Below are 17349 nucleotides of genomic sequence, written 5' to 3' on the forward strand. Positions count from 1 at the left end.
GCGTTCGTCCTGAGCCAGGATCAAACTCTCCAATAAAGTATTGAAAAGAGCGATATGCTCATTTTGAATCTGACGAGATTAAAAATCTCATTTGTTTTGCTTCGAAATCATACAGTCCGAAGACATGTACCAATTTCTCAGCGTCGATCTTGCAAGCAAGATCGTAACTCACTCGTTGTTCAGTTTTCAAAGATCAAACATTTAATTTAGTGCTGTTTTTCATGTTGTCGTCGTTTCAGCGGCGACTTTTATAATATATCATGTTGAAGTTCTCTTTGCAAGCATTATTTTTTCGATTATTTTCAATCGCTTTATTTTCATGCTTGTTTCGGTGAACCGCTCCTAAAAAAGGAACGAAAATTAATTTACCATATGAAATTAGAAAGGTCAACCTTTTTTCGACAAAAAGTATGAACCTCTTAACAATTTCACATTCTCATGGTTCAGAGGTACAGCACCCGCTATGAAGAGCCGCACCTCACTTCCACTACTATACAACGAATATATGACCAGCTTCAGCATTATGGCTTCGACTTTTTCAACTTCCCACCTCTTGCATACTTGGACAACTCTTTTGGCGGGGCAAAGCGTGCATACATGCGGAACACAGTCTTATATCGGCTCGCGATAGCATATTTGATCTCTTGGTCAAGACGATTATCACTTAGATCGAAAAGCATCTCATCTAATTCTTTACGCAGCACATAGTCCAGTTCCTTGCATTCCTTCTCGTTAAACAACATACCCAGCATTAGAGTTCTCCTTTTTGTGCATAGCCTCTTTATCACACTTACACAAGTTTCATGCAACACCCCGTGCATTCTCGCTTTTGTGGGTGCTGCTGAAACCCGTTTTATTGTTATGGTCAACTTTCTGAAAATTTATGAATGCCAACCATCACAAAATTTTATCCTCTCACCAGAGTATACGTAAGTGTGCTTTCGATGATTGCGGCAACAAGAAGCAAGATGACAACCCAAAAGGATGCCGTTAACGTCCTATTCATGAATGCTCTCCACCGGGTACCCATCGTATTTCGCTTGTCACTTCCAAGTTGTGCAAGGCTTTTGATAACCAGACCACCAAACTTCAGTCCGAAGGCGCAAGCAATGATAATGACCGGAATCTCAATAATGCCATGCGGAAGTAAACCTTTAACCACAATGTCATAGAAGCTTGCTCCATAATTCATCGTGGTGTGCACCACAAATCCAAGGACCATCCCATTGATCAGCAGGAAGATGACAGGCAGAATTCCGAAGAATATACCGGCATAGATAACAAGTACACTTTTGATGGCATTATTGAAAAAGATGAACAGGAAGAAGTTCCATTGCACATTGCCCCCCTGCTCCAGCCGTTCACTGACTTCACGTAATCCTCCGATTTGGTTCAACAACAGTTCTTCCAGTGGCCCTGTACTCACCCACCCTGCCCCTATACCAACAGCAAACAAAACTACGGACCAGATTAATGCACTGCGGATGGAACCAAGATCTTTAAGAAATGTACTGAATTTTAACATAATAACCTCCTGTAGAATCTAAAATGATGGACAAACAAGGTTCCGTTACGAATAACTGGGGAGTACGAGCATACATTGGAGAGTAAACAAGCATTTCTTATGGGAGAGGGGCGCTTATTGAAATGAACTCGTTCTATGTATTTAGCGGCAAAAAGATTAAACGGTACCTGATTGTCCTCGTTGCTGCCATCTTTGCGATCGGTATTATTTATCTGGAGAGAGGCAATGTCTCCGTATTCTCGGAGGAAGCACCATCAGCCGTCTACAGCGTTCCAACCGAGAAGAAGGTAATCGCACTTACCTTTGACATTAGCTGGGGGGATAAACGGACAGAGCCGATTCTGAAAGTTCTTCAGGAAAATAAAGTGCAGAAGGCAACCTTTTTCCTTTCCTCCCCCTGGAGCAAGACACATCCCGAAATTGTTACTGCCATCAAAGAGGCAGGATATGAAATTGGCAGCCATGGTCACAAACATGAGAACTACAGCAGCCTGACCGAAGAAGAAATACGCAAAGAAATTTCGACAGCTCATAGCATTTTAACCGATTTAACGGGAAAAGAACCGAAATTACTACGTCTGCCCAACGGGGACTTTGACAAACGAGTGCTTCAGGTAGCCAATAGTCTGAATTATCAGGTTGTGCAGTGGGATACCGACTCCTTGGATTGGAAAAACCCAGGTGTACAGACCATTGTTGATCGCGTAGTAAGCAAGGCACATCCAGGGGACATCGTACTGCTGCATGCAAGCGATTCTTCTAAACAAACGCATGAAGCACTCCCTGTCATTATCGACAAATTAAAAAATCAGGGCTATGAATTCGTAACCGTGTCTGAGTTGCTTAACCATTCCAGTGTGGAAGGTAAGGAAGTTCGTGATCAAGCCAGCGGTCAATAATTGGTAGATTGCTTGAGCTACAGCTCGAATACAAGTGTAAAAGTTGAAAAGAGCTAACCAGGTTAGCTCTTTTTGGTATGTTTTTATACAAAACGAATTCTATGCACGGCTTTCTTTCAACTGTTCTGCCTTTCCACTTACACTCTGGTTCGTAGATACATCCACCAGCCTGTGCAATATCAGCATTTGGTATGCATTACATAGGAGCAAGGGAACCACAATAAATATGGTTGCAGCATTCACATCAATACGTAATACGCCGATCGTCTCCACTATGGTGACGGCAATCATGAAAAAGAGTGTAGGTACAAGCGCGGAGATATGAGTCAGCTTTACTTTAACGTAAGCGGTAACAATTGCAGCTGCCAAAATCATGATACCTAACACAATATCCGATATGCGCTCCCGGTCTCCCCCAACAAACAGGCGTAAAAACATCACATCAAGCAAGGCTAACACCGTTAGTACAATCTGCACGATCTGCCAACCGCGCTTTGGAAATACACCTTTACCCATATAATTCAATATCAGATATGCAAAGAAACCCATTTGTGAATACACGCTGATCATAACCCCTGATCCAAATAGGATCAAAAGATACAGAAGAAAATCATTCAATCCATTTGTTTTCTCCCCGTTTACCAGCATCATAATCAATCCTGTACCTAATGCTCCCGCGGCCCCAATAAGCAAGGCTGTCCAAAACAGGAAAAACCATCTACGTAAATTCAAATGTTTTCCACCCCCGAGTGTTTATTTTACCAACCTTCTCAGCAAAAAACCATCATTGCTCAACATATTTCCCCCTTTCCCATCACATACTACATCCAGTATCTAATCAAGGAGGGATTGTACACATGAAACGGCCTTTGTGGCAGCTATGCTGTGTCGTACTGGGGCTATCCGTCATGCTTGCCGGCTGCGGTTCAGATCAGAGTTCTTCGCCTCCTCAGGGCAGTTATAAAGAGATGAAAACAATGGTTGTAGATATTTTAAAAAGTGACGAAGGCAAGAAAGCGGTGGAGGAAGCTCTTACAGGTCAAAGCTCATCCAGCGGAAGCAGCGGTTCTGAAGAAGGCGGCGGTTCGGGTGGTGCTTCGGGATCCATTGGTATGAAAATGTTAATGCCTGTGCAATCTTCGGAACAAATACGTATTGCAGTAAAAGATACCATCACAGCTCCCGAATATAAGAAGGAATTCGAAAAGATCATGACCGATCCGCAGTTTGCGGGTGAATTTGCCAAAGCGATCAACGCACAAAGTAAACAACTTCATATGCAATTGATTAAAGATCCCACATATCAAAAGTCTGTTGAAGACATCATGAAGTCACCTGAGGTATCCAAGATGTTCATGGATTTGACGAAGACTCCGGATTATCGTAAACAGACGATGACTGTCATGCAGGAAGTGATGCAAAATCCGTTGTTCCGCATGGAAGTACTCACTTTGCTCAAGAAGGTAGTGCAGGACGAATTGCAACCCAAAGTAGAAAGTGGCGGACAAAAAGGGCAAGAGCAAGGTGGACAGCAAGACGGTCAGGGTCAAGGTGGCAGTGATGGCGGAGATGGTGGAAGCGGTGGAGATTCGGGCGGCGGAGGATCATAAACAGCAGGTGTTAATACACACCACAGATACTGAAAAGCCTGCATCCAAGTGGACGCAGGCTTTATTTGTATTTATAACACTCATACCATTAGAATTTGGATTCAATGGACCGGGCAACTTCGTCATAGATAGCCCCTATACGGGAATCTGCTTTGTATACCGAAGGTGAGAAATCAGGCTCGGAAGGATGATTATCCGGCGTGCCTAATGGAATCTGGGCAAGCAAGCTTGTATGCAGACTTTCCGCAAGTCTTCCCCCGCCTCCACGACCAAAGACATAATCCTTCTCTCCGCAACTGCCACACTCATAATAAGCCATATTCTCAACCACACCAAGTAACTCATGGTCGGTCTGTATGGCCATCGCACCCGCACGTGCTGCGACAAAAGCTGCTGTTGCATGCGGTGTGGTAACGATGATTTCCTTGCTCTGTGGCAACATCTGATGCACATCCAAAGCAACATCTCCCGTACCTGGTGGCAAATCCAGTAATATATAATCCAATTCGCCCCACTGGACATCCGTAAAGAATTGACGCAGCATCCGACCTAGCATAGGTCCACGCCAGATGACCGGGTTGTTCTCCCGAATAAAGAAGCCCATCGACATGATTTTGACGCCAAAACGTTCAACTGGTTGAATAACACCATCTTCAACGACCGGATATTCTTCAATCCCCATCATGTCGGGTACACTGAAGCCATAGATATCCGCATCAATTAAGCCCACTTTCTTGCCTTGACGTGCCAAGGCTACAGCGAGATTTACGGTTACCGTTGATTTACCAACGCCACCTTTACCACTGGCCACAGCAATAAAACGAACACCTGATTCAGGACTTAACAACTCATGTCCATCCAGACCCGCTGCGTGACCTTTTACGAGCACTTCGTCCAGATCTGGCTCATCATCGGGTTGTCCCATATTCAGGCTCTCACGATCATGCTCAGAAGCTGCACGCACACGAATATGTATATCCTTCAGTCCGTGCTGGGACAACAGATTACGCGCTGCATCACTCAAAGCTGTTGTATCCTCAGGTCGATTTTCCAGTGTCACTATAGTCAGAGCCACATGATTTTCTTTCACCATAATATCTCGAAACCATTCCAGTTCGGTCAGACTTACTCCCAATTGTGGTTCTTGTAATGGCTGTAATAGTTCAAGTATCTGTTCTTTTGATAACATCAGACAGCACCTCAGCTTTATCTATTGGCATGTAATTAGGTATGCTGATCCAATTATATCATTACTTTTCTTATTCTGACTAACTTTTAGGCCGTTCTCCTGAGGAATATCTGAGAATTCCATTATAGATCGATGCAGCTACCTTGTGTTGATAAGCTTCGTCGGCAAGCATACGTGCCTCTTCCGGATGAGAAAGGAAACCCACTTCTACCAGCGCTGAAGGGATCTTCAGAGCCTGTAACAGATAAACCGTATTCACCGTTTTGGCGATTCGATCTGTATTCTCCAGATTACGAACCATCTCTTGTTGAAGCAGATTAGCCAAACCTTCGTTATCCGGATGGTTAGTTGTATAGAAAACCTGCGCTCCACTCCATCGGTTGGATGGGACACTGTTCATGTGAATGCTAATAAAGAGATCTGCTTGCTTATCCTCTATACGCCTTACTCTTTGTTTCAGATCTTCCGTCTTGCGTTTGGAGTACCCCTTGGTATCCGATTCCGCCAAATCAGTGTCTATTTCTCGTGTCATAACCACTAAGGCCCCTGCCTGTTGCAAATAATCTCTCACATACAGGGCGATAGACAGATTGATATCTTTTTCAATAACCCCCTGTTTACTTACCGCTCCTCCATCTGGACCTCCGTGTCCTGCATCAATGGCAATGACTTTACCTGCCATCGGTAAACTCCAATAACCTGACGTCTTAGCGGAAGGCAGCTCATAGGACATTACCGCCACTAACATGGCCAGTAGACAGAGACTCAGCATGACCCTTTTGATTGTTTTTAACCTAATCCAGACTACAAAGTGTTTCCCCATATTTTTACGCATAAAAAACCACCTCGTCCCTATAAATGACTCTAATCATCTATATGGGACAAGATGGACAAATATTCCGCTAAGACCGGACTTGCTCCGCCATTCCTTCAATCAGCACCTCAGCTACCTCAGGACGTGTAAATTCAGGAGGAGGGCACTGGCCGTCACGGAGTAACCCGCGTACTTTGGTGCCGGAAAGCGCCATATGATGTTCTTTATCATGTGGACAAGTTTTGCTGGATGCCATGTTTCCACATTTGGTACAGAAGAAACTATGTTCGAAGAACAACGGAGTGATCCCCAGTTCCTCTGCTGTAAAGTTAGTAAAGATCTCCTGTGCTTCATATGTTCCATAATAATCACCAACACCCGCATGGTCACGACCAACAATAAAGTGGGTACACCCGTAATTTTTGCGAACCATCGCATGGAAAATAGCTTCACGTGGACCGGCATACCGCATGGCTGCGGGGAACACACCAAGGAACGCACGATCAGCCGGGTAATAGTTCTCCAGTAATACCAGATAACTCTTCATCCGAACATCTGCGGGAACATCGTCCGACTTCGTCTCTCCAACAAGCGGATTCAGGAAGAGTGCATCTACAATCTCCATAGCGCTCTTCTGAATGTATTCATGAGCCCGATGGACCGGATTACGTGTCTGAAAACCAACTACGGTCTTCCAACCCTTCTCCTGAAAAATTTTCCGGGTATCTGCAGGATCATAATAGAATTCTTCGAATTTCGAAGGTTTTGGACGGTTCAACACTTGGATTGGACCTCCTACGTATGTTGCAGGACGCTCTAACAGTTTTTTAACACCCGGGTGCTCGGGATCATCTGTTTTGAATACACGCCGGGCTTCTTCACCCTGATCCACCTGGTATATACTTTGGACTTCGAGCAATCCATAAGTGACTCCATCTTGATCACCAACAAGTTTCACACGTTCACCAATCTGGAGGGATGCGGCTTGTTTATCGTGAACAGCAAGTGTAATCGGTATACTCCAGACTGTTCCATCGGCAAGACGCATGCGAGAGACCACCGAAAGGTAATCTTCCTCATTCAAGAAACCTTGAAGTGGTGAGAACGCACCCACACCAATCAAATCCAAATCTGATATCGTCCAGGTATTAATAAGCAATGAGGATAAGTTTTTACTGTCTTGCAACAATTGCTCCCGTTCTTCTCCTTGTACGATACGCTGAACCAGCGTACCTCCATGAGGCAGAATCGATGTCATCTTGTCAGCTCCTTGTATATCTATTATTTATGAAGGCCACATTCCGTTTTATCATTACCAGACCAGCGTCCGGCACGTGGGTCCTCGCCAGGCATAACCTGACGTGTACAATGCTCACAACCAATACTTGGGTAGTTCTGATCATGAAGAGGGTTATATACAACGTCATTGTCACGAATATATTGCCATACGTCCTCAGTCGTCCAGTGCGCAATCGGATTAAACTTCATCAGGCCAAATTTGGAATCATATTCAACCTTCTTTGAGTTTACACGAGTTGGTGCTTGATCTCTACGGATACCTGTAATCCATGCATCGTACTGTGAAAGAATCCGTGTCAGCGGTTCGACTTTGCGGATATTGCAACATCCGTTGGGGTCAGACTTCCACATCTCTTCGCCGTGTTGAGCTGCCTGCTCTTCCGGAGTAATCTTAGGTGACACGCGTACAAATTCAAGGTTGTAATTCTCCTGCATCTTATCACGTGTTTCGTATGTTTCTTTAAAGTGAAAATCTGTATCCAGATAAAAAATATCTGTGGATGGGCTAATCTTCTGCAACATATCTACAAGTACAACATCTTCTGCACCAAAGCTACATGCAAAAGTGATATTTGGGAATGTTTCAATAGCATACCGAATAATATCCTCCGGACTAGCATGTTCCAGTTCCTCTGCCTTCGTCCGTGCCAATTCTTCTTTCTCCAACAAGTTCATCTGTGAATTTCCCCCATTCTGCATTTCAATACATCTAAAGCCGACTAATCTAATATGAATTATGTTTAGTATAAATCTTTCATTGGGGATGTCAATGCCTGCCATATGGTAAAATAAATCAGTTTTTGCCCATTCTTGATTGTTGCTCTCACACAATATTTTGGTTCAATTTATTCATTTCTCTGTTAAAGAGATAAAAACAATGATGTTGTCCCAGGTCATTAGGCAGGTAAAAATACATCTCTTAGCCTAGAAAACCTTTGCTGCTGCTGGGTTTGGACAGTTCTTGTTGCCAAGAACAACATCAAAAAATCACTGGGCGATTGAAAATGAAGGAAGAAAAGCAAAAGTTTTAAGGGGAGCAGCGTTGCGAATTTTAGCTGTGGATATGTAAGGGACTTTTATCATTTCCATAAGAAATACTGATAAGGTTTGCAATAAAGGATTAAGTGCTAAAACAGTAAGCTGAGTGCATTCAAGAAATCACGCGTGAGTTCTAATCGATGATTTTATAGGAGCTGTTATAAAATGTGTGGTGAGTGGTGAGTAATGGGTATGAGCATATTCAATGATCTAAACGATTAGAGAGGTTCAGTAAAATGTAGATGTATTAACGTAGATATTATAGGACTGTATTGAGGGACATTAAGAGAACATTGAAAAGGCAATGAAGGAAATATCCACAAGCATGGGGAGAGACATCAGAGCTATCGCACAAACTAATATAATATATGGCGTAATAGTCATGAATATATAAAAAAGCCTTTGACCGAGGCCAAAGGCTTTTAATATTAACGTTTGGAGAACTGAGGTGCGCGACGAGCCGCTTTAAGACCGTATTTTTTACGCTCTTTCATACGTGGGTCACGAGTCAGGAATCCTGCTTTTTTCAGGGATGCGCGGTATTCCGGATCTGCTTTGAGCAGAGCGCGGGAGATACCATGACGGATTGCGCCGGCTTGACCGGAGATTCCGCCACCATGAGCAATAACAAGAACGTCATAGTTATTGAGCGTTTCTGTCAAGTTCAGTGGTTGTTTTACGATCAGTTTGAGTGTTTCCAAACCGAAGTATTCATTAATATCACGTTTATTGATGACAATGCGTCCTTCACCCGGTACAAGGCGAACACGTGCTACCGAATGTTTACGACGACCTGTCCCATAGTATTGTACTTGTGCCATGAAACTGTCCTCCTTTTAATTAACCGCGAAGTTCGTAAACTTCTGGTTTTTGTGCTGCATGTGGATGCTCAGTGCCTTTGTACGCTTTAAGTCTCAGCTTCATTTTCTCGCCCATGCGAGTTTTAGGAAGCATACCGCGAACAGCCAATTCCAACACACGCTCAGGTTTGTTCTTGATCATTTCTTCAGCTGTAGTTACTTTCAAACCACCTGGATGCATCGAGTGACGGTAGTATTTTTTACCTTGCATTTTCTTACCAGTCAATACGATTTTCTCAGCATTGATGATAACAACGAAATCGCCAGTGTCCACGTGTGTAGTGAATTGTGGCTTATGTTTGCCGCGAATCAAAGCAGCTGCTTCGCTCGCCAAACGTCCGAGGGTTTTGCCTTCAGCATCAATGATGTGCCATTGGCGCTCAACTTCGTTAGGCTTCGCCATGTACGTAGTACGCATGAAAAGTTCCTCCTTAAAATGTTCAAAATCATTATTTTCATTTATCTTCGTTCGTTAGGTTATAACTTTAGGTGTTGATGGATTATTGTATTTCGATGTGAACATCTTAATTGGGGCTGTGGGAAAGCCATTAAGAAAACACAACTTTTATATTACAGGATAATCGATTAAATCGCAAGTGTTAATTAAACTTTTCACTCACGAAATTTAATCTTTTTTGTATTCAAGATCCCAGAGCATTAAACCACAGCTAACTGCAGTAGGTCCTGCAGCAGATCGATTACATGCAGCAATCATATTCGGTACATCAGAGGCTTTCCGTTTGCCCTCTCCGATCACCAGCAGTGTCCCTACAATGATACGAACCATATGCTGCAAAAAGCCGTTACCACTCACATAGATGTGAATGACACCCTGATCGCGCGGATGGTCTCTGCACATTGATCGGTCCACTTCCATCCATGCTTCGTATACCGAACGCACATGATTCTCTTTCTGAGACTTGCGTGAAGCAAAGGAGGTGAAATCATACGTGCCTATGAAGTGACGTAAGCCCTCCTGCATTGCCATAATGTCCAGCTTCGCATGATGATGATATTGCAGTCTTCTGTTAAATACATCCGGAAATTGATTCGCATTGATTGTATAACGATACGTTTTCTTTTTCGCTGCATAGCGAGAATGAAAATCAGCCGAAACTTCAATCGCATCAATAACGACAATATCGGAGGGTAATCTGGAGTTGAGTGCAATACACCAACGTTCAATCGGGATCTGGGACTCCGTAGGAAAATTGAAGATTTGTCTGCGGGCGTGAACACCTGCATCTGTTCGGCCTGAACCTGTAATTTTAACCTTCTCACCGGTTAAAGCACGAATCGCATCTTCAAGATGATCCTGAATGGTATTCCCACCCGGCTGTACTTGGAAGCCGAAATAGGCAGTGCCATCATAAGTTAACGTCATACATAAGTTCCGCATTATTACCACACCTTTGTTCCATACTATACATATCCCTATCCCGAACAGCAAAAGAAGCCCCTTACGGAGCTTCTATTACAGCACGAATTCCGAAATGAAGAGAAAAAAAGGGTTAATCCAGAATCGTTGATTCTGTCCCCTTTCCTCATCTCATCTGTTTTACGCGCGGTCTACCAGTTCCAAGTAAACCATTGGCGCTGCGTCACCACGACGAGGTCCAAGTTTCAAGATACGAGTGTATCCACCTGGACGCTCAGCGTAACGACCGGACAATTCGCTAAACAGTTTTTGGATTGCATCTTGCTCACCATCGATAGTTTCGCGACGAACATAAGCTGCCACTTGGCGACGGGCATGAAGATCTCCCTTTTTCGCTTTAGTGATCAGTTTTTCAGCAATAGAGCGAACCTCTTTTGCTTTCGCTTCAGTTGTCTGAATGCGTTCGTATAAGAACAGGTCGGTTACCAGGTCACGGAACAAAGCTTTACGTGCGCTGGAATTACGGCCCAACTTTTGGTATGCCATTATTTTCCCTCCTTCACTTCAAGCACTCGGCTGTCTATTCTTCTGTACGTAGTCCCAAACCAAGTTCCTCAAGCTTCTCTTGAACTTCTTCCAAAGACTTGCGTCCGAGGTTACGGACTTTCATCATGTCTTCTTCCGTTTTCGTAGTCAGCTCTTGCACGGTATTAATACCGGCACGTTTGAGGCAGTTGTAGGAACGAACAGAGAGATCCAGCTCTTCGATCGTCATTTCGAGTACTTTTTCTTTTTTGTCTTCTTCTTTTTCGACCATGATCTCTGCATCTTTCGCTTCGTCTGTAAGACCCACGAAGAGCATCAAATGCTCAGTCAAAATTTTAGCGCCAAGGCTTACAGCCTCTTCAGGACGAATACTTCCATCAGTCCAAACTTCCAACGTGAGCTTGTCATAGTTGGTCACTTGACCGACACGCGTATTTTCCACAGCGTAGTTAACGCGACTGATCGGGGTGAAGATGGAATCGACTGGGATGACGCCGATCGGCTGGTCATCGCGTTTATTCCGATCTGCCTGGACGTAGCCGCGACCGCGATTGGCAAAAATACGCATGTGAAGTCTCGAACCTGGTCCGAGCGTAGCAATGTGCAAATCCGGGTTAAGGATCTCCACATCGGAGTCAGCACGGATATCTCCAGCCGTAATTGCTCCTTCGCCTTCAGCATCAATCTCGAGCACTTTCTCCTCGTCCGAATGAATCTTAAGCGACAAAGCTTTCAGGTTAAGAATAACCTCCGTAACATCTTCCATTACGCCAGGAACTGTAGCAAATTCATGCAGAACGCCATCGATTTGAACCGAAGACACTGCCGCACCCGGCAGTGACGAGAGCAAGATTCGGCGAAGCGAGTTTCCAAGCGTCGTACCGTATCCGCGCTCAAGCGGTTCTACTACGAATTTCCCATAGGTGCCATCATCGTTGACGTCTACCGTCTCAATTTTCGGCTTTTCGATTTCAATCACTGCAATACCCCTCCTTCAAAACGTCGGTCCTCTATGAAACATTTACCTTCTCTTGCGAAAACATGTAGTAGTATGCCTAAACAACCATTATTAGCAGATTGTGCCGGAAATATACCACACGCAGGGGCAAATCTCATTAGACACGACGACGTTTTGGAGGACGGCATCCGTTATGCGGGACTGGAGTTACGTCTTTGATCAGGTTAACTTCAAGACCAGCAGCTTGCAAAGAGCGGATCGCTGCTTCACGGCCTGCGCCTGGTCCTTTAACCATAACCTCAACGGCTTTCATCCCATGTTCCATTGCAGCTTTGGCAGCAGTCTCAGCAGCCATTTGTGCAGCAAACGGAGTCGATTTACGGGAACCTCTGAATCCGAGGCCGCCGGAGCTTGCCCACGAAATTGCATTTCCGTGAGGATCCGTAATAGTAACGATAGTGTTATTGAAAGTGGAACGGATATGCGCCACGCCAGATTCAATATTCTTACGGTCACGACGTTTAGTACGTACGACTTTTTTCGGTTTAGCCATTTTCTCTTATCCCCCCTTATTATTTCTTCTTGTTCGCTACTGTACGACGAGGACCTTTACGAGTACGAGCATTCGTTTTCGTACGTTGTCCACGAACAGGCAGACCACGACGATGACGAACTCCACGGTAACAACCGATCTCCGTCAAACGTTTAATATTCAAAGAGATTTCTCGACGCAGGTCACCTTCTACTTTGACCTCTTTATCGATACTTTCACGCAATTTGCCGACTTCATCTTCCGTCAAATCACGAACACGAGTGTCCGGATTGATGCCTGTTGTGCTCAGAATTTTCTGGGAAGTCGTTTTACCGATTCCGAAAATATAAGTCAAGGCGATCTCAACGCGCTTATCACGTGGCAAATCCACACCAGATATACGTGCCATTTTACGCTACACCCCCTTCTTTAACCTTGTTTTTGTTTGTGTTTCGGATTTTCACAGATAACCATAACATTCCCTTTGCGGCGAATGACTTTGCACTTTTCGCAAATCGGCTTGACCGAAGGTCTTACCTTCATGTGAATTACCTCCTCAAAGTTTTGCTAAGCAAAACCCTCTTCGTAAGCATTGACCTTGTTCTACTATTGTAAAACCGGCTTCGAAGCTTTCGCAAGTTTTGCCGGGCAAAACCCGCTACATAAGCTTCACAGTTCATTGCAACTGTCTACTACTATTTACGGTAAGTTATGCGACCTTTTGTTAAATCATAAGGCGACAACTGAACAACTACTTTGTCTCCAGTCAGGATACGGATAAAGTGCATCCGCAGTTTTCCGGAAACGTGAGCGAGAATTTGATGACCGTTCTCAAGCTCAACCTTGAATGTTGCATTCGGTAGCGGTTCGAGAACCGTACCTTCCACTTCAATGACATCTTCCTTAGCCATTAGTCAGTCTCCTTTCTCTTCAGCTTGAATGTTGGTGGATTCCAGAAATGAATGAACCGCGTAACGGAGCTTTCCATTTGTCACCCGACCACTCTCGTTTAAACTGTTCACAACCTCGCTACTAATCATGGGCTGGAGTTCAAGATGAAGAAGATTCTTCTTCTTTGGTTGATCAAACTTACGTTTGTCTCCATCCGCAATATATACGAACTTACTGTCCGCTATAGCAACAATTACTGCGGCTTGGTCCGCATTGCGGCCTTTACGGATCTTCACAAGTTGACCGAGCTGCGGATTAGACTGACTGTTCATGCCTCATCACCTACGCATTCAGTTTTGTGAAAATTTCCATACCATCTGGTGTAACTGCTACGGTGTGTTCAAAGTGGGCACATAACTTACCATCAACCGTGACGACAGTCCAGTTATCTTCCAACGTTTTCACATACCGTCTACCTACGTTAACCATCGGCTCTATGGCCAGCACCATGCCCGCTTTAAGCCGTGGTCCCCGATCAGGAAGACCATAGTTCGGAATCTGTGGTTCTTCGTGCAGATCTGCGCCTATGCCGTGACCGACATATTCACGAACTACGGAGAACCCTTCATCTTCAATATATTTCTGAATCGCATGAGATATTGTAAACAAGCGAACGTCCGGTTTTACCAGCGCCAGACCTGCGTATAACGAAGCCTCGGTAACGTCCAGAAGACGACGGGCTTCTTCGGAAATACGGCCGACCGGATAAGTCCAGGCGGAATCTCCATGATACCCCTGGTACTGCGCGCCAATGTCAAACGTAACGATATCGCCCTCGTTCAACTTGCGTTTGCCGGGAAATCCATGTACCAACTCTTCATTGACTGAAGCGCACACACTGGCAGGGAAACCGTTATAACCTTTGAAAGACGGCACAGCTCCTTGACTGCGGATATATTGATCGGCCATATGGTCAAGTTCTCCAGTCGTAATACCGGGAGCGATATGCTCTGCCAAGAGACGATGCGTTTCCGCAACAATTCTCCCTGCTTCCCTCATCAAGCCCAGTTCCGTTTCGGACTTACCAATGATCATCAATTAACCTCTCAGTAAGGACACGATTTCTTGAGAAACTTGATCGATATCCTGTTCTCCGTTCATTTGTCGAAGAAGACCTTTAGTCTCATAGAACGTGAGGAGTGGTGCTGTTTTGTTGATATACTCGTCCAGTCGTGTACCTACACTCTCTTCATTATCATCAGAGCGTTGATACAACTCACCAGCACATTTATCACAAATACCTTCCTGCTTAGGCGGATTGAATACCACATGATAAGTGGAACCACAGTTTTTACAAATTCGACGACCCGTCAAACGAGCGAGTAATTTGTTGCGATCCACTTTCAGGTTGATTACATGATCGAGACCTGAGTTCAATCGATCCAGAATGCCATCGAGCGCTTCTGCTTGGGAAAGGGTTCTTGGAAATCCGTCCAAGAGGAAACCTTCTCTGCAATCAGGCTGCTGCAAACGTTCTTCAACGATGCCAATGGTTACATCATCTGGTACAAGCAATCCTTGATCCATATATTCCTTGGCTTTAATGCCAATGGGAGTTCCCTGTTTGATCGCGAGACGAAATGCATCGCCTGTTGAAATATGGGGAATACCGAACTCTTTCACGATGACGTCTGCTTGCGTTCCTTTTCCTGCCCCCGGAGGGCCCATGAATAGGATGTTCACGTTATGTCACTCCCTCCAAGACTACCCTACATCAACAAACAGCACAATAGGTGCCGGCAAGTAAATCTTCACTCCACCGGTACCTATTGCCTATTTATTGATAAAACCTTTGTAGTGGCGTTTGATCAATTGGCTTTCGATTTGCTTCATCGTATCCAGCGCAACACCGATAACGATCAGGAGGGATGTTCCTCCAATTTGCGCAGATTGAGGCAAACCAGACAGTGCCCCCAAGATTACAGGCAGAACGGAAATGACTGCCAAGAACATGGCACCGGCCATCGTCAAACGAGTCATGACACGGGTCAGATATTTCTCGGTTGCTTTACCCGGGCGAATGCCTGGGATGTAACCGCCGTTCTTTTTCATATTATCAGCCATCTGCTGTGGATTCATCTGTACGAAAGTATAGAAGAATGTGAAACCGAAGATCATCACGACATACAACAACATACCCAGAGGTTTGTGTGTAGTCAGGTTCTGTCCGATCCACTGTGCCCAAAGGCGATCTGCCCAGAAGTTGGCGATAATCGTCGGGAACATCAACAGCGATGATGCGAAGATGACAGGGATAACACCTGCTGCATTAATTTTCAGCGGGATATGTGTATTCTGTCCACCGTACATTTTGTTACCTACGACACGTTTAGCGTACTGTACCGGAATTTTCCGAATCGCCTGCTGAATGTAAATGACCCCTATGATGATCAACACAATAACAATTGCGATGATAACACCTTTAAGAATATTCATAAACAGTTGGTCAGGTTGAATGAAGTCGGATTCGACCGTTTGTTTGATAATGTTAGGCACCGTAGACAGGATACCCGCAAAGATCAAGATCGAAATCCCGTTTCCTATGCCCTTCTCGGTGATCTGCTCACCAAGCCACATCAGGAATGAAGTACCGGCCGTAAGTACAATCGCGATCAAGATATAATCTGCAAATGTAGCGTTAGGAATCATGTCTGTATTGTACAAGCGGTTGAATCCGATCGACGTACCAAACGCTTGAATCAATGCCAGGCCAATCGTTAAATAACGGGTCAATTGTGCAGATTTCTTCTTACCTTGTTCACCTTGCTTTGCCCACTCCGCTAATTTAGGAATAACGTCCATGGAAAGCAACTGTACTATGATAGACGCAGTGATGTAAGGCACGATCCCGAGCGCAAATATCGAGAACTGGAAGAGCGCTCCACCCGAGAACGTATTGAGAAGTCCAAAAACTTCTTTACCCGCAGAATTTGTCGCTTCGAACACGTCTTTGTTAACTCCCGGTACGGGAACAAAGGAGCCGATGCGGTAAATGATCAGTACAAAAAGGGTAAATAATACCCTTTTGCGCAGATCTTCAACCCGCCAGATATTCTTTAGGGTCTTGAACATTAAATCACCTCGGTTGTACCGCCGGCAGCTTCAATTTTCTCAATAGCAGATTGAGAAAACTTGTTAGCTTTAACAGTCAGCTTCACAGTGACATCACCGTTACCCAGGATTTTGATTCCGGATTTAGCGTTTTTAACTACGCCGTTCGTCATCAAGAATTCTGGAGTTACTTCAGTACCCGCAGCAAAACTGTTCAGGTCTTCAGTATTCACAACTGCATATTCTTTGCGAGTTGGGTTTACAAAACCACGTTTTGGCAAGCGACGATACAATGGATTTTGTCCACCTTCGAAGCCTGGACGTACTCCACCGCCAGAACGAGAATTTTGTCCTTTGTGACCGCGACCTGATGTTTTACCTGTACCACTACTTGGACCGCGACCAAGACGTTTACGTTCTTTGCGGGATCCAGGAGATGGTGAAAGCTCATGTAACTTCATCGTTCGTTGCACCTCCTTAAAGATTTGTGGGATTAACCCGATATTAAGCTTCTACTTCTTTAACAGCAACCAAGTGGCTTACTTTGTTAATCATACCACGGATGGCAGGATTATCGTTTTGAACCACTTTGCTATTGATTTTGCGCAAACCCAATGTTTTCACAGTTGTTCTTTGCGTCTCCGGACGTCCGATCAAGCTGCGGACGAGGGTAATTTCTAATTTAGCCATGAGAATTCC

The 17349-nt window shown here is 44.6% G+C and carries 24 protein-coding genes; 2 read left to right on the top strand and 22 right to left on the bottom strand.

The features are described from left to right. Positions 1 to 521: 521 nt before the first annotated feature. Both J2Z28_RS28120 and J2Z28_RS28125 read right to left on the bottom strand, forming a co-directional pair. Positions 522 to 752, bottom strand: a complete 231-nt coding sequence (locus tag J2Z28_RS28120; RefSeq protein WP_017692114.1) for a hypothetical protein — start codon at positions 750 to 752, stop codon at positions 522 to 524. A 155-nt stretch (positions 753 to 907) separates the two neighbouring features. Beyond that, the gene (locus J2Z28_RS28125; protein ID WP_036607221.1) at positions 908 to 1525 is read right to left on the bottom strand and encodes a stage II sporulation protein M; all 618 of its coding nucleotides are present in this window, start codon (positions 1523 to 1525) and stop codon (positions 908 to 910) included. 122 nt (positions 1526 to 1647) lie between these two features. On the opposite strand from J2Z28_RS28125, the gene pdaB reads away from it, so the two are divergent. Beyond that, positions 1648 to 2424, top strand: coding sequence for a polysaccharide deacetylase family sporulation protein PdaB (gene pdaB, locus J2Z28_RS28130; RefSeq protein ID WP_017692112.1), 777 nt, complete (start codon positions 1648 to 1650; stop codon positions 2422 to 2424). A 99-nt stretch (positions 2425 to 2523) separates the two neighbouring features. Here the strand turns inward: pdaB and J2Z28_RS28135 are convergent, their stop codons facing one another. After that, the gene (locus J2Z28_RS28135) at positions 2524 to 3156 is read right to left on the bottom strand and encodes a KinB-signaling pathway activation protein (protein ID WP_211085386.1); all 633 of its coding nucleotides are present in this window, start codon (positions 3154 to 3156) and stop codon (positions 2524 to 2526) included. Between the two features lie 125 nt (positions 3157 to 3281). Here J2Z28_RS28135 and gerD point away from each other — a divergent pair, with 125 nt between their 5' ends. Beyond that, on the top strand, positions 3282 to 4034 hold the full coding sequence (gene gerD / locus J2Z28_RS28140; RefSeq protein WP_017692110.1) for a spore germination lipoprotein GerD: 753 nt from the start codon (positions 3282 to 3284) through the stop codon (positions 4032 to 4034). An 88-nt stretch (positions 4035 to 4122) separates the two neighbouring features. On the opposite strand, the gene J2Z28_RS28145 is transcribed toward gerD, so the two are convergent. The 19 genes from J2Z28_RS28145 to rpmD form a co-directional block, all read right to left on the bottom strand. After that, the gene (locus J2Z28_RS28145; protein ID WP_211085387.1) at positions 4123 to 5223 is read right to left on the bottom strand and encodes an Mrp/NBP35 family ATP-binding protein; all 1101 of its coding nucleotides are present in this window, start codon (positions 5221 to 5223) and stop codon (positions 4123 to 4125) included. Between the two features lie 79 nt (positions 5224 to 5302). Then, positions 5303 to 6058: an N-acetylmuramoyl-L-alanine amidase CwlD gene (gene cwlD / locus J2Z28_RS28150; RefSeq protein ID WP_211085388.1), complete on the bottom strand. Its 756-nt coding sequence runs from the start codon at positions 6056 to 6058 to the stop codon at positions 5303 to 5305. A gap of 67 nt (positions 6059 to 6125) precedes the next feature. Further along, positions 6126 to 7295 (bottom strand): sulfate adenylyltransferase, encoded by a 1170-nt coding sequence (sat, locus tag J2Z28_RS28155; RefSeq protein WP_211085389.1) that lies wholly within the window; start codon positions 7293 to 7295, stop codon positions 6126 to 6128. A gap of 23 nt (positions 7296 to 7318) precedes the next feature. Beyond that, complete coding sequence (locus tag J2Z28_RS28160; RefSeq protein ID WP_211085390.1) at positions 7319 to 8011, bottom strand: phosphoadenylyl-sulfate reductase; 693 nt, start codon at positions 8009 to 8011, stop codon at positions 7319 to 7321. 791 nt (positions 8012 to 8802) lie between these two features. Continuing rightward, complete coding sequence (gene rpsI / locus J2Z28_RS28165) at positions 8803 to 9195, bottom strand: 30S ribosomal protein S9 (RefSeq protein WP_017692105.1); 393 nt, start codon at positions 9193 to 9195, stop codon at positions 8803 to 8805. A 19-nt stretch (positions 9196 to 9214) separates the two neighbouring features. Next, positions 9215 to 9652, bottom strand: coding sequence for a 50S ribosomal protein L13 (gene rplM / locus J2Z28_RS28170; protein ID WP_017692104.1), 438 nt, complete (start codon positions 9650 to 9652; stop codon positions 9215 to 9217). Between the two features lie 207 nt (positions 9653 to 9859). Further along, complete coding sequence (gene truA / locus J2Z28_RS28175; RefSeq protein WP_211085391.1) at positions 9860 to 10633, bottom strand: tRNA pseudouridine(38-40) synthase TruA; 774 nt, start codon at positions 10631 to 10633, stop codon at positions 9860 to 9862. Positions 10634 to 10792: 159 nt separating this feature from the next. Continuing rightward, positions 10793 to 11158, bottom strand: coding sequence for a 50S ribosomal protein L17 (gene rplQ, locus J2Z28_RS28180; protein ID WP_017692102.1), 366 nt, complete (start codon positions 11156 to 11158; stop codon positions 10793 to 10795). Positions 11159 to 11192: 34 nt separating this feature from the next. Continuing rightward, positions 11193 to 12137, bottom strand: coding sequence for a DNA-directed RNA polymerase subunit alpha (locus J2Z28_RS28185; RefSeq protein WP_017692101.1), 945 nt, complete (start codon positions 12135 to 12137; stop codon positions 11193 to 11195). A 136-nt stretch (positions 12138 to 12273) separates the two neighbouring features. Continuing rightward, the gene (gene rpsK, locus J2Z28_RS28190) at positions 12274 to 12669 is read right to left on the bottom strand and encodes a 30S ribosomal protein S11 (RefSeq protein WP_017692100.1); all 396 of its coding nucleotides are present in this window, start codon (positions 12667 to 12669) and stop codon (positions 12274 to 12276) included. Positions 12670 to 12688: 19 nt separating this feature from the next. Then, positions 12689 to 13057, bottom strand: coding sequence for a 30S ribosomal protein S13 (gene rpsM / locus J2Z28_RS28195; RefSeq protein ID WP_017692099.1), 369 nt, complete (start codon positions 13055 to 13057; stop codon positions 12689 to 12691). A 20-nt stretch (positions 13058 to 13077) separates the two neighbouring features. Continuing rightward, the gene (rpmJ, locus tag J2Z28_RS28200; RefSeq protein ID WP_003333770.1) at positions 13078 to 13191 is read right to left on the bottom strand and encodes a 50S ribosomal protein L36; all 114 of its coding nucleotides are present in this window, start codon (positions 13189 to 13191) and stop codon (positions 13078 to 13080) included. Positions 13192 to 13343: 152 nt separating this feature from the next. Next, complete coding sequence (gene infA, locus J2Z28_RS28205; protein WP_017692098.1) at positions 13344 to 13559, bottom strand: translation initiation factor IF-1; 216 nt, start codon at positions 13557 to 13559, stop codon at positions 13344 to 13346. Between the two features lie 3 nt (positions 13560 to 13562). Further along, entirely contained in the window at positions 13563 to 13871 is a 309-nt protein-coding gene (locus J2Z28_RS28210) for a KOW domain-containing RNA-binding protein (RefSeq protein WP_091039171.1), read from the bottom strand. A gap of 10 nt (positions 13872 to 13881) precedes the next feature. Then, positions 13882 to 14634: a type I methionyl aminopeptidase gene (map, locus tag J2Z28_RS28215; protein WP_036607191.1), complete on the bottom strand. Its 753-nt coding sequence runs from the start codon at positions 14632 to 14634 to the stop codon at positions 13882 to 13884. 3 nt (positions 14635 to 14637) lie between these two features. Beyond that, complete coding sequence (locus J2Z28_RS28220; RefSeq protein ID WP_211085392.1) at positions 14638 to 15282, bottom strand: adenylate kinase; 645 nt, start codon at positions 15280 to 15282, stop codon at positions 14638 to 14640. Positions 15283 to 15372: 90 nt separating this feature from the next. Then, positions 15373 to 16671: a preprotein translocase subunit SecY gene (gene secY / locus J2Z28_RS28225; RefSeq protein ID WP_211085393.1), complete on the bottom strand. Its 1299-nt coding sequence runs from the start codon at positions 16669 to 16671 to the stop codon at positions 15373 to 15375. Next, the gene (rplO, locus tag J2Z28_RS28230; protein ID WP_017692093.1) at positions 16671 to 17111 is read right to left on the bottom strand and encodes a 50S ribosomal protein L15; all 441 of its coding nucleotides are present in this window, start codon (positions 17109 to 17111) and stop codon (positions 16671 to 16673) included. Before rplO ends, secY begins: the two co-directional genes overlap by 1 nt. 43 nt (positions 17112 to 17154) lie before the next feature. Further along, positions 17155 to 17340: a 50S ribosomal protein L30 gene (gene rpmD / locus J2Z28_RS28235; protein WP_017692092.1), complete on the bottom strand. Its 186-nt coding sequence runs from the start codon at positions 17338 to 17340 to the stop codon at positions 17155 to 17157. Positions 17341 to 17349 lie beyond the last annotated feature (9 nt).

The sequence above is a fragment of the Paenibacillus xylanexedens genome, from assembly GCF_017874615.1.
GTDB lineage: Bacteria > Bacillota > Bacilli > Paenibacillales > Paenibacillaceae > Paenibacillus > Paenibacillus xylanexedens.

Bases quoted from the DNA above. Each gene is read 5' to 3' on its own strand.
- J2Z28_RS28120 (WP_017692114.1), bottom strand. From the start codon at position 752: ATGCTGGGTATGTTGTTTAACGAGAAGGAATGCAAGGAACTGGACTAT.
- rpsM (WP_017692099.1), bottom strand. From the start codon at position 13,057: ATGGCACGTATATCTGGTGTGGATTTGCCACGTGATAAGCGCGTTGAG.
- rplM (WP_017692104.1), bottom strand. From the start codon at position 9,652: ATGCGTACTACGTACATGGCGAAGCCTAACGAAGTTGAGCGCCAATGG.
- sat (WP_211085389.1), bottom strand. From the start codon at position 7,295: ATGACATCGATTCTGCCTCATGGAGGTACGCTGGTTCAGCGTATCGTA.
- truA (WP_211085391.1), bottom strand. From the start codon at position 10,633: ATGCGGAACTTATGTATGACGTTAACTTATGATGGCACTGCCTATTTC.
- cwlD (WP_211085388.1), bottom strand. From the start codon at position 6,058: ATGCGTAAAAATATGGGGAAACACTTTGTAGTCTGGATTAGGTTAAAA.
- map (WP_036607191.1), bottom strand. From the start codon at position 14,634: ATGATCATTGGTAAGTCCGAAACGGAACTGGGCTTGATGAGGGAAGCA.
- infA (WP_017692098.1), bottom strand. From the start codon at position 13,559: ATGGCTAAGGAAGATGTCATTGAAGTGGAAGGTACGGTTCTCGAACCG.
- J2Z28_RS28145 (WP_211085387.1), bottom strand. From the start codon at position 5,223: ATGTTATCAAAAGAACAGATACTTGAACTATTACAGCCATTACAAGAA.
- rpsI (WP_017692105.1), bottom strand. From the start codon at position 9,195: ATGGCACAAGTACAATACTATGGGACAGGTCGTCGTAAACATTCGGTA.
- rpmD (WP_017692092.1), bottom strand. From the start codon at position 17,340: ATGGCTAAATTAGAAATTACCCTCGTCCGCAGCTTGATCGGACGTCCG.
- rplQ (WP_017692102.1), bottom strand. From the start codon at position 11,158: ATGGCATACCAAAAGTTGGGCCGTAATTCCAGCGCACGTAAAGCTTTG.
- gerD (WP_017692110.1), top strand. From the start codon at position 3,282: ATGAAACGGCCTTTGTGGCAGCTATGCTGTGTCGTACTGGGGCTATCC.
- rpsK (WP_017692100.1), bottom strand. From the start codon at position 12,669: ATGGCTAAACCGAAAAAAGTCGTACGTACTAAACGTCGTGACCGTAAG.
- secY (WP_211085393.1), bottom strand. From the start codon at position 16,671: ATGTTCAAGACCCTAAAGAATATCTGGCGGGTTGAAGATCTGCGCAAA.
- J2Z28_RS28160 (WP_211085390.1), bottom strand. From the start codon at position 8,011: ATGAACTTGTTGGAGAAAGAAGAATTGGCACGGACGAAGGCAGAGGAA.
- pdaB (WP_017692112.1), top strand. From the start codon at position 1,648: ATGAACTCGTTCTATGTATTTAGCGGCAAAAAGATTAAACGGTACCTG.
- rplO (WP_017692093.1), bottom strand. From the start codon at position 17,111: ATGAAGTTACATGAGCTTTCACCATCTCCTGGATCCCGCAAAGAACGT.
- J2Z28_RS28210 (WP_091039171.1), bottom strand. From the start codon at position 13,871: ATGAACAGTCAGTCTAATCCGCAGCTCGGTCAACTTGTGAAGATCCGT.
- rpmJ (WP_003333770.1), bottom strand. From the start codon at position 13,191: ATGAAGGTAAGACCTTCGGTCAAGCCGATTTGCGAAAAGTGCAAAGTC.
- J2Z28_RS28125 (WP_036607221.1), bottom strand. From the start codon at position 1,525: ATGTTAAAATTCAGTACATTTCTTAAAGATCTTGGTTCCATCCGCAGT.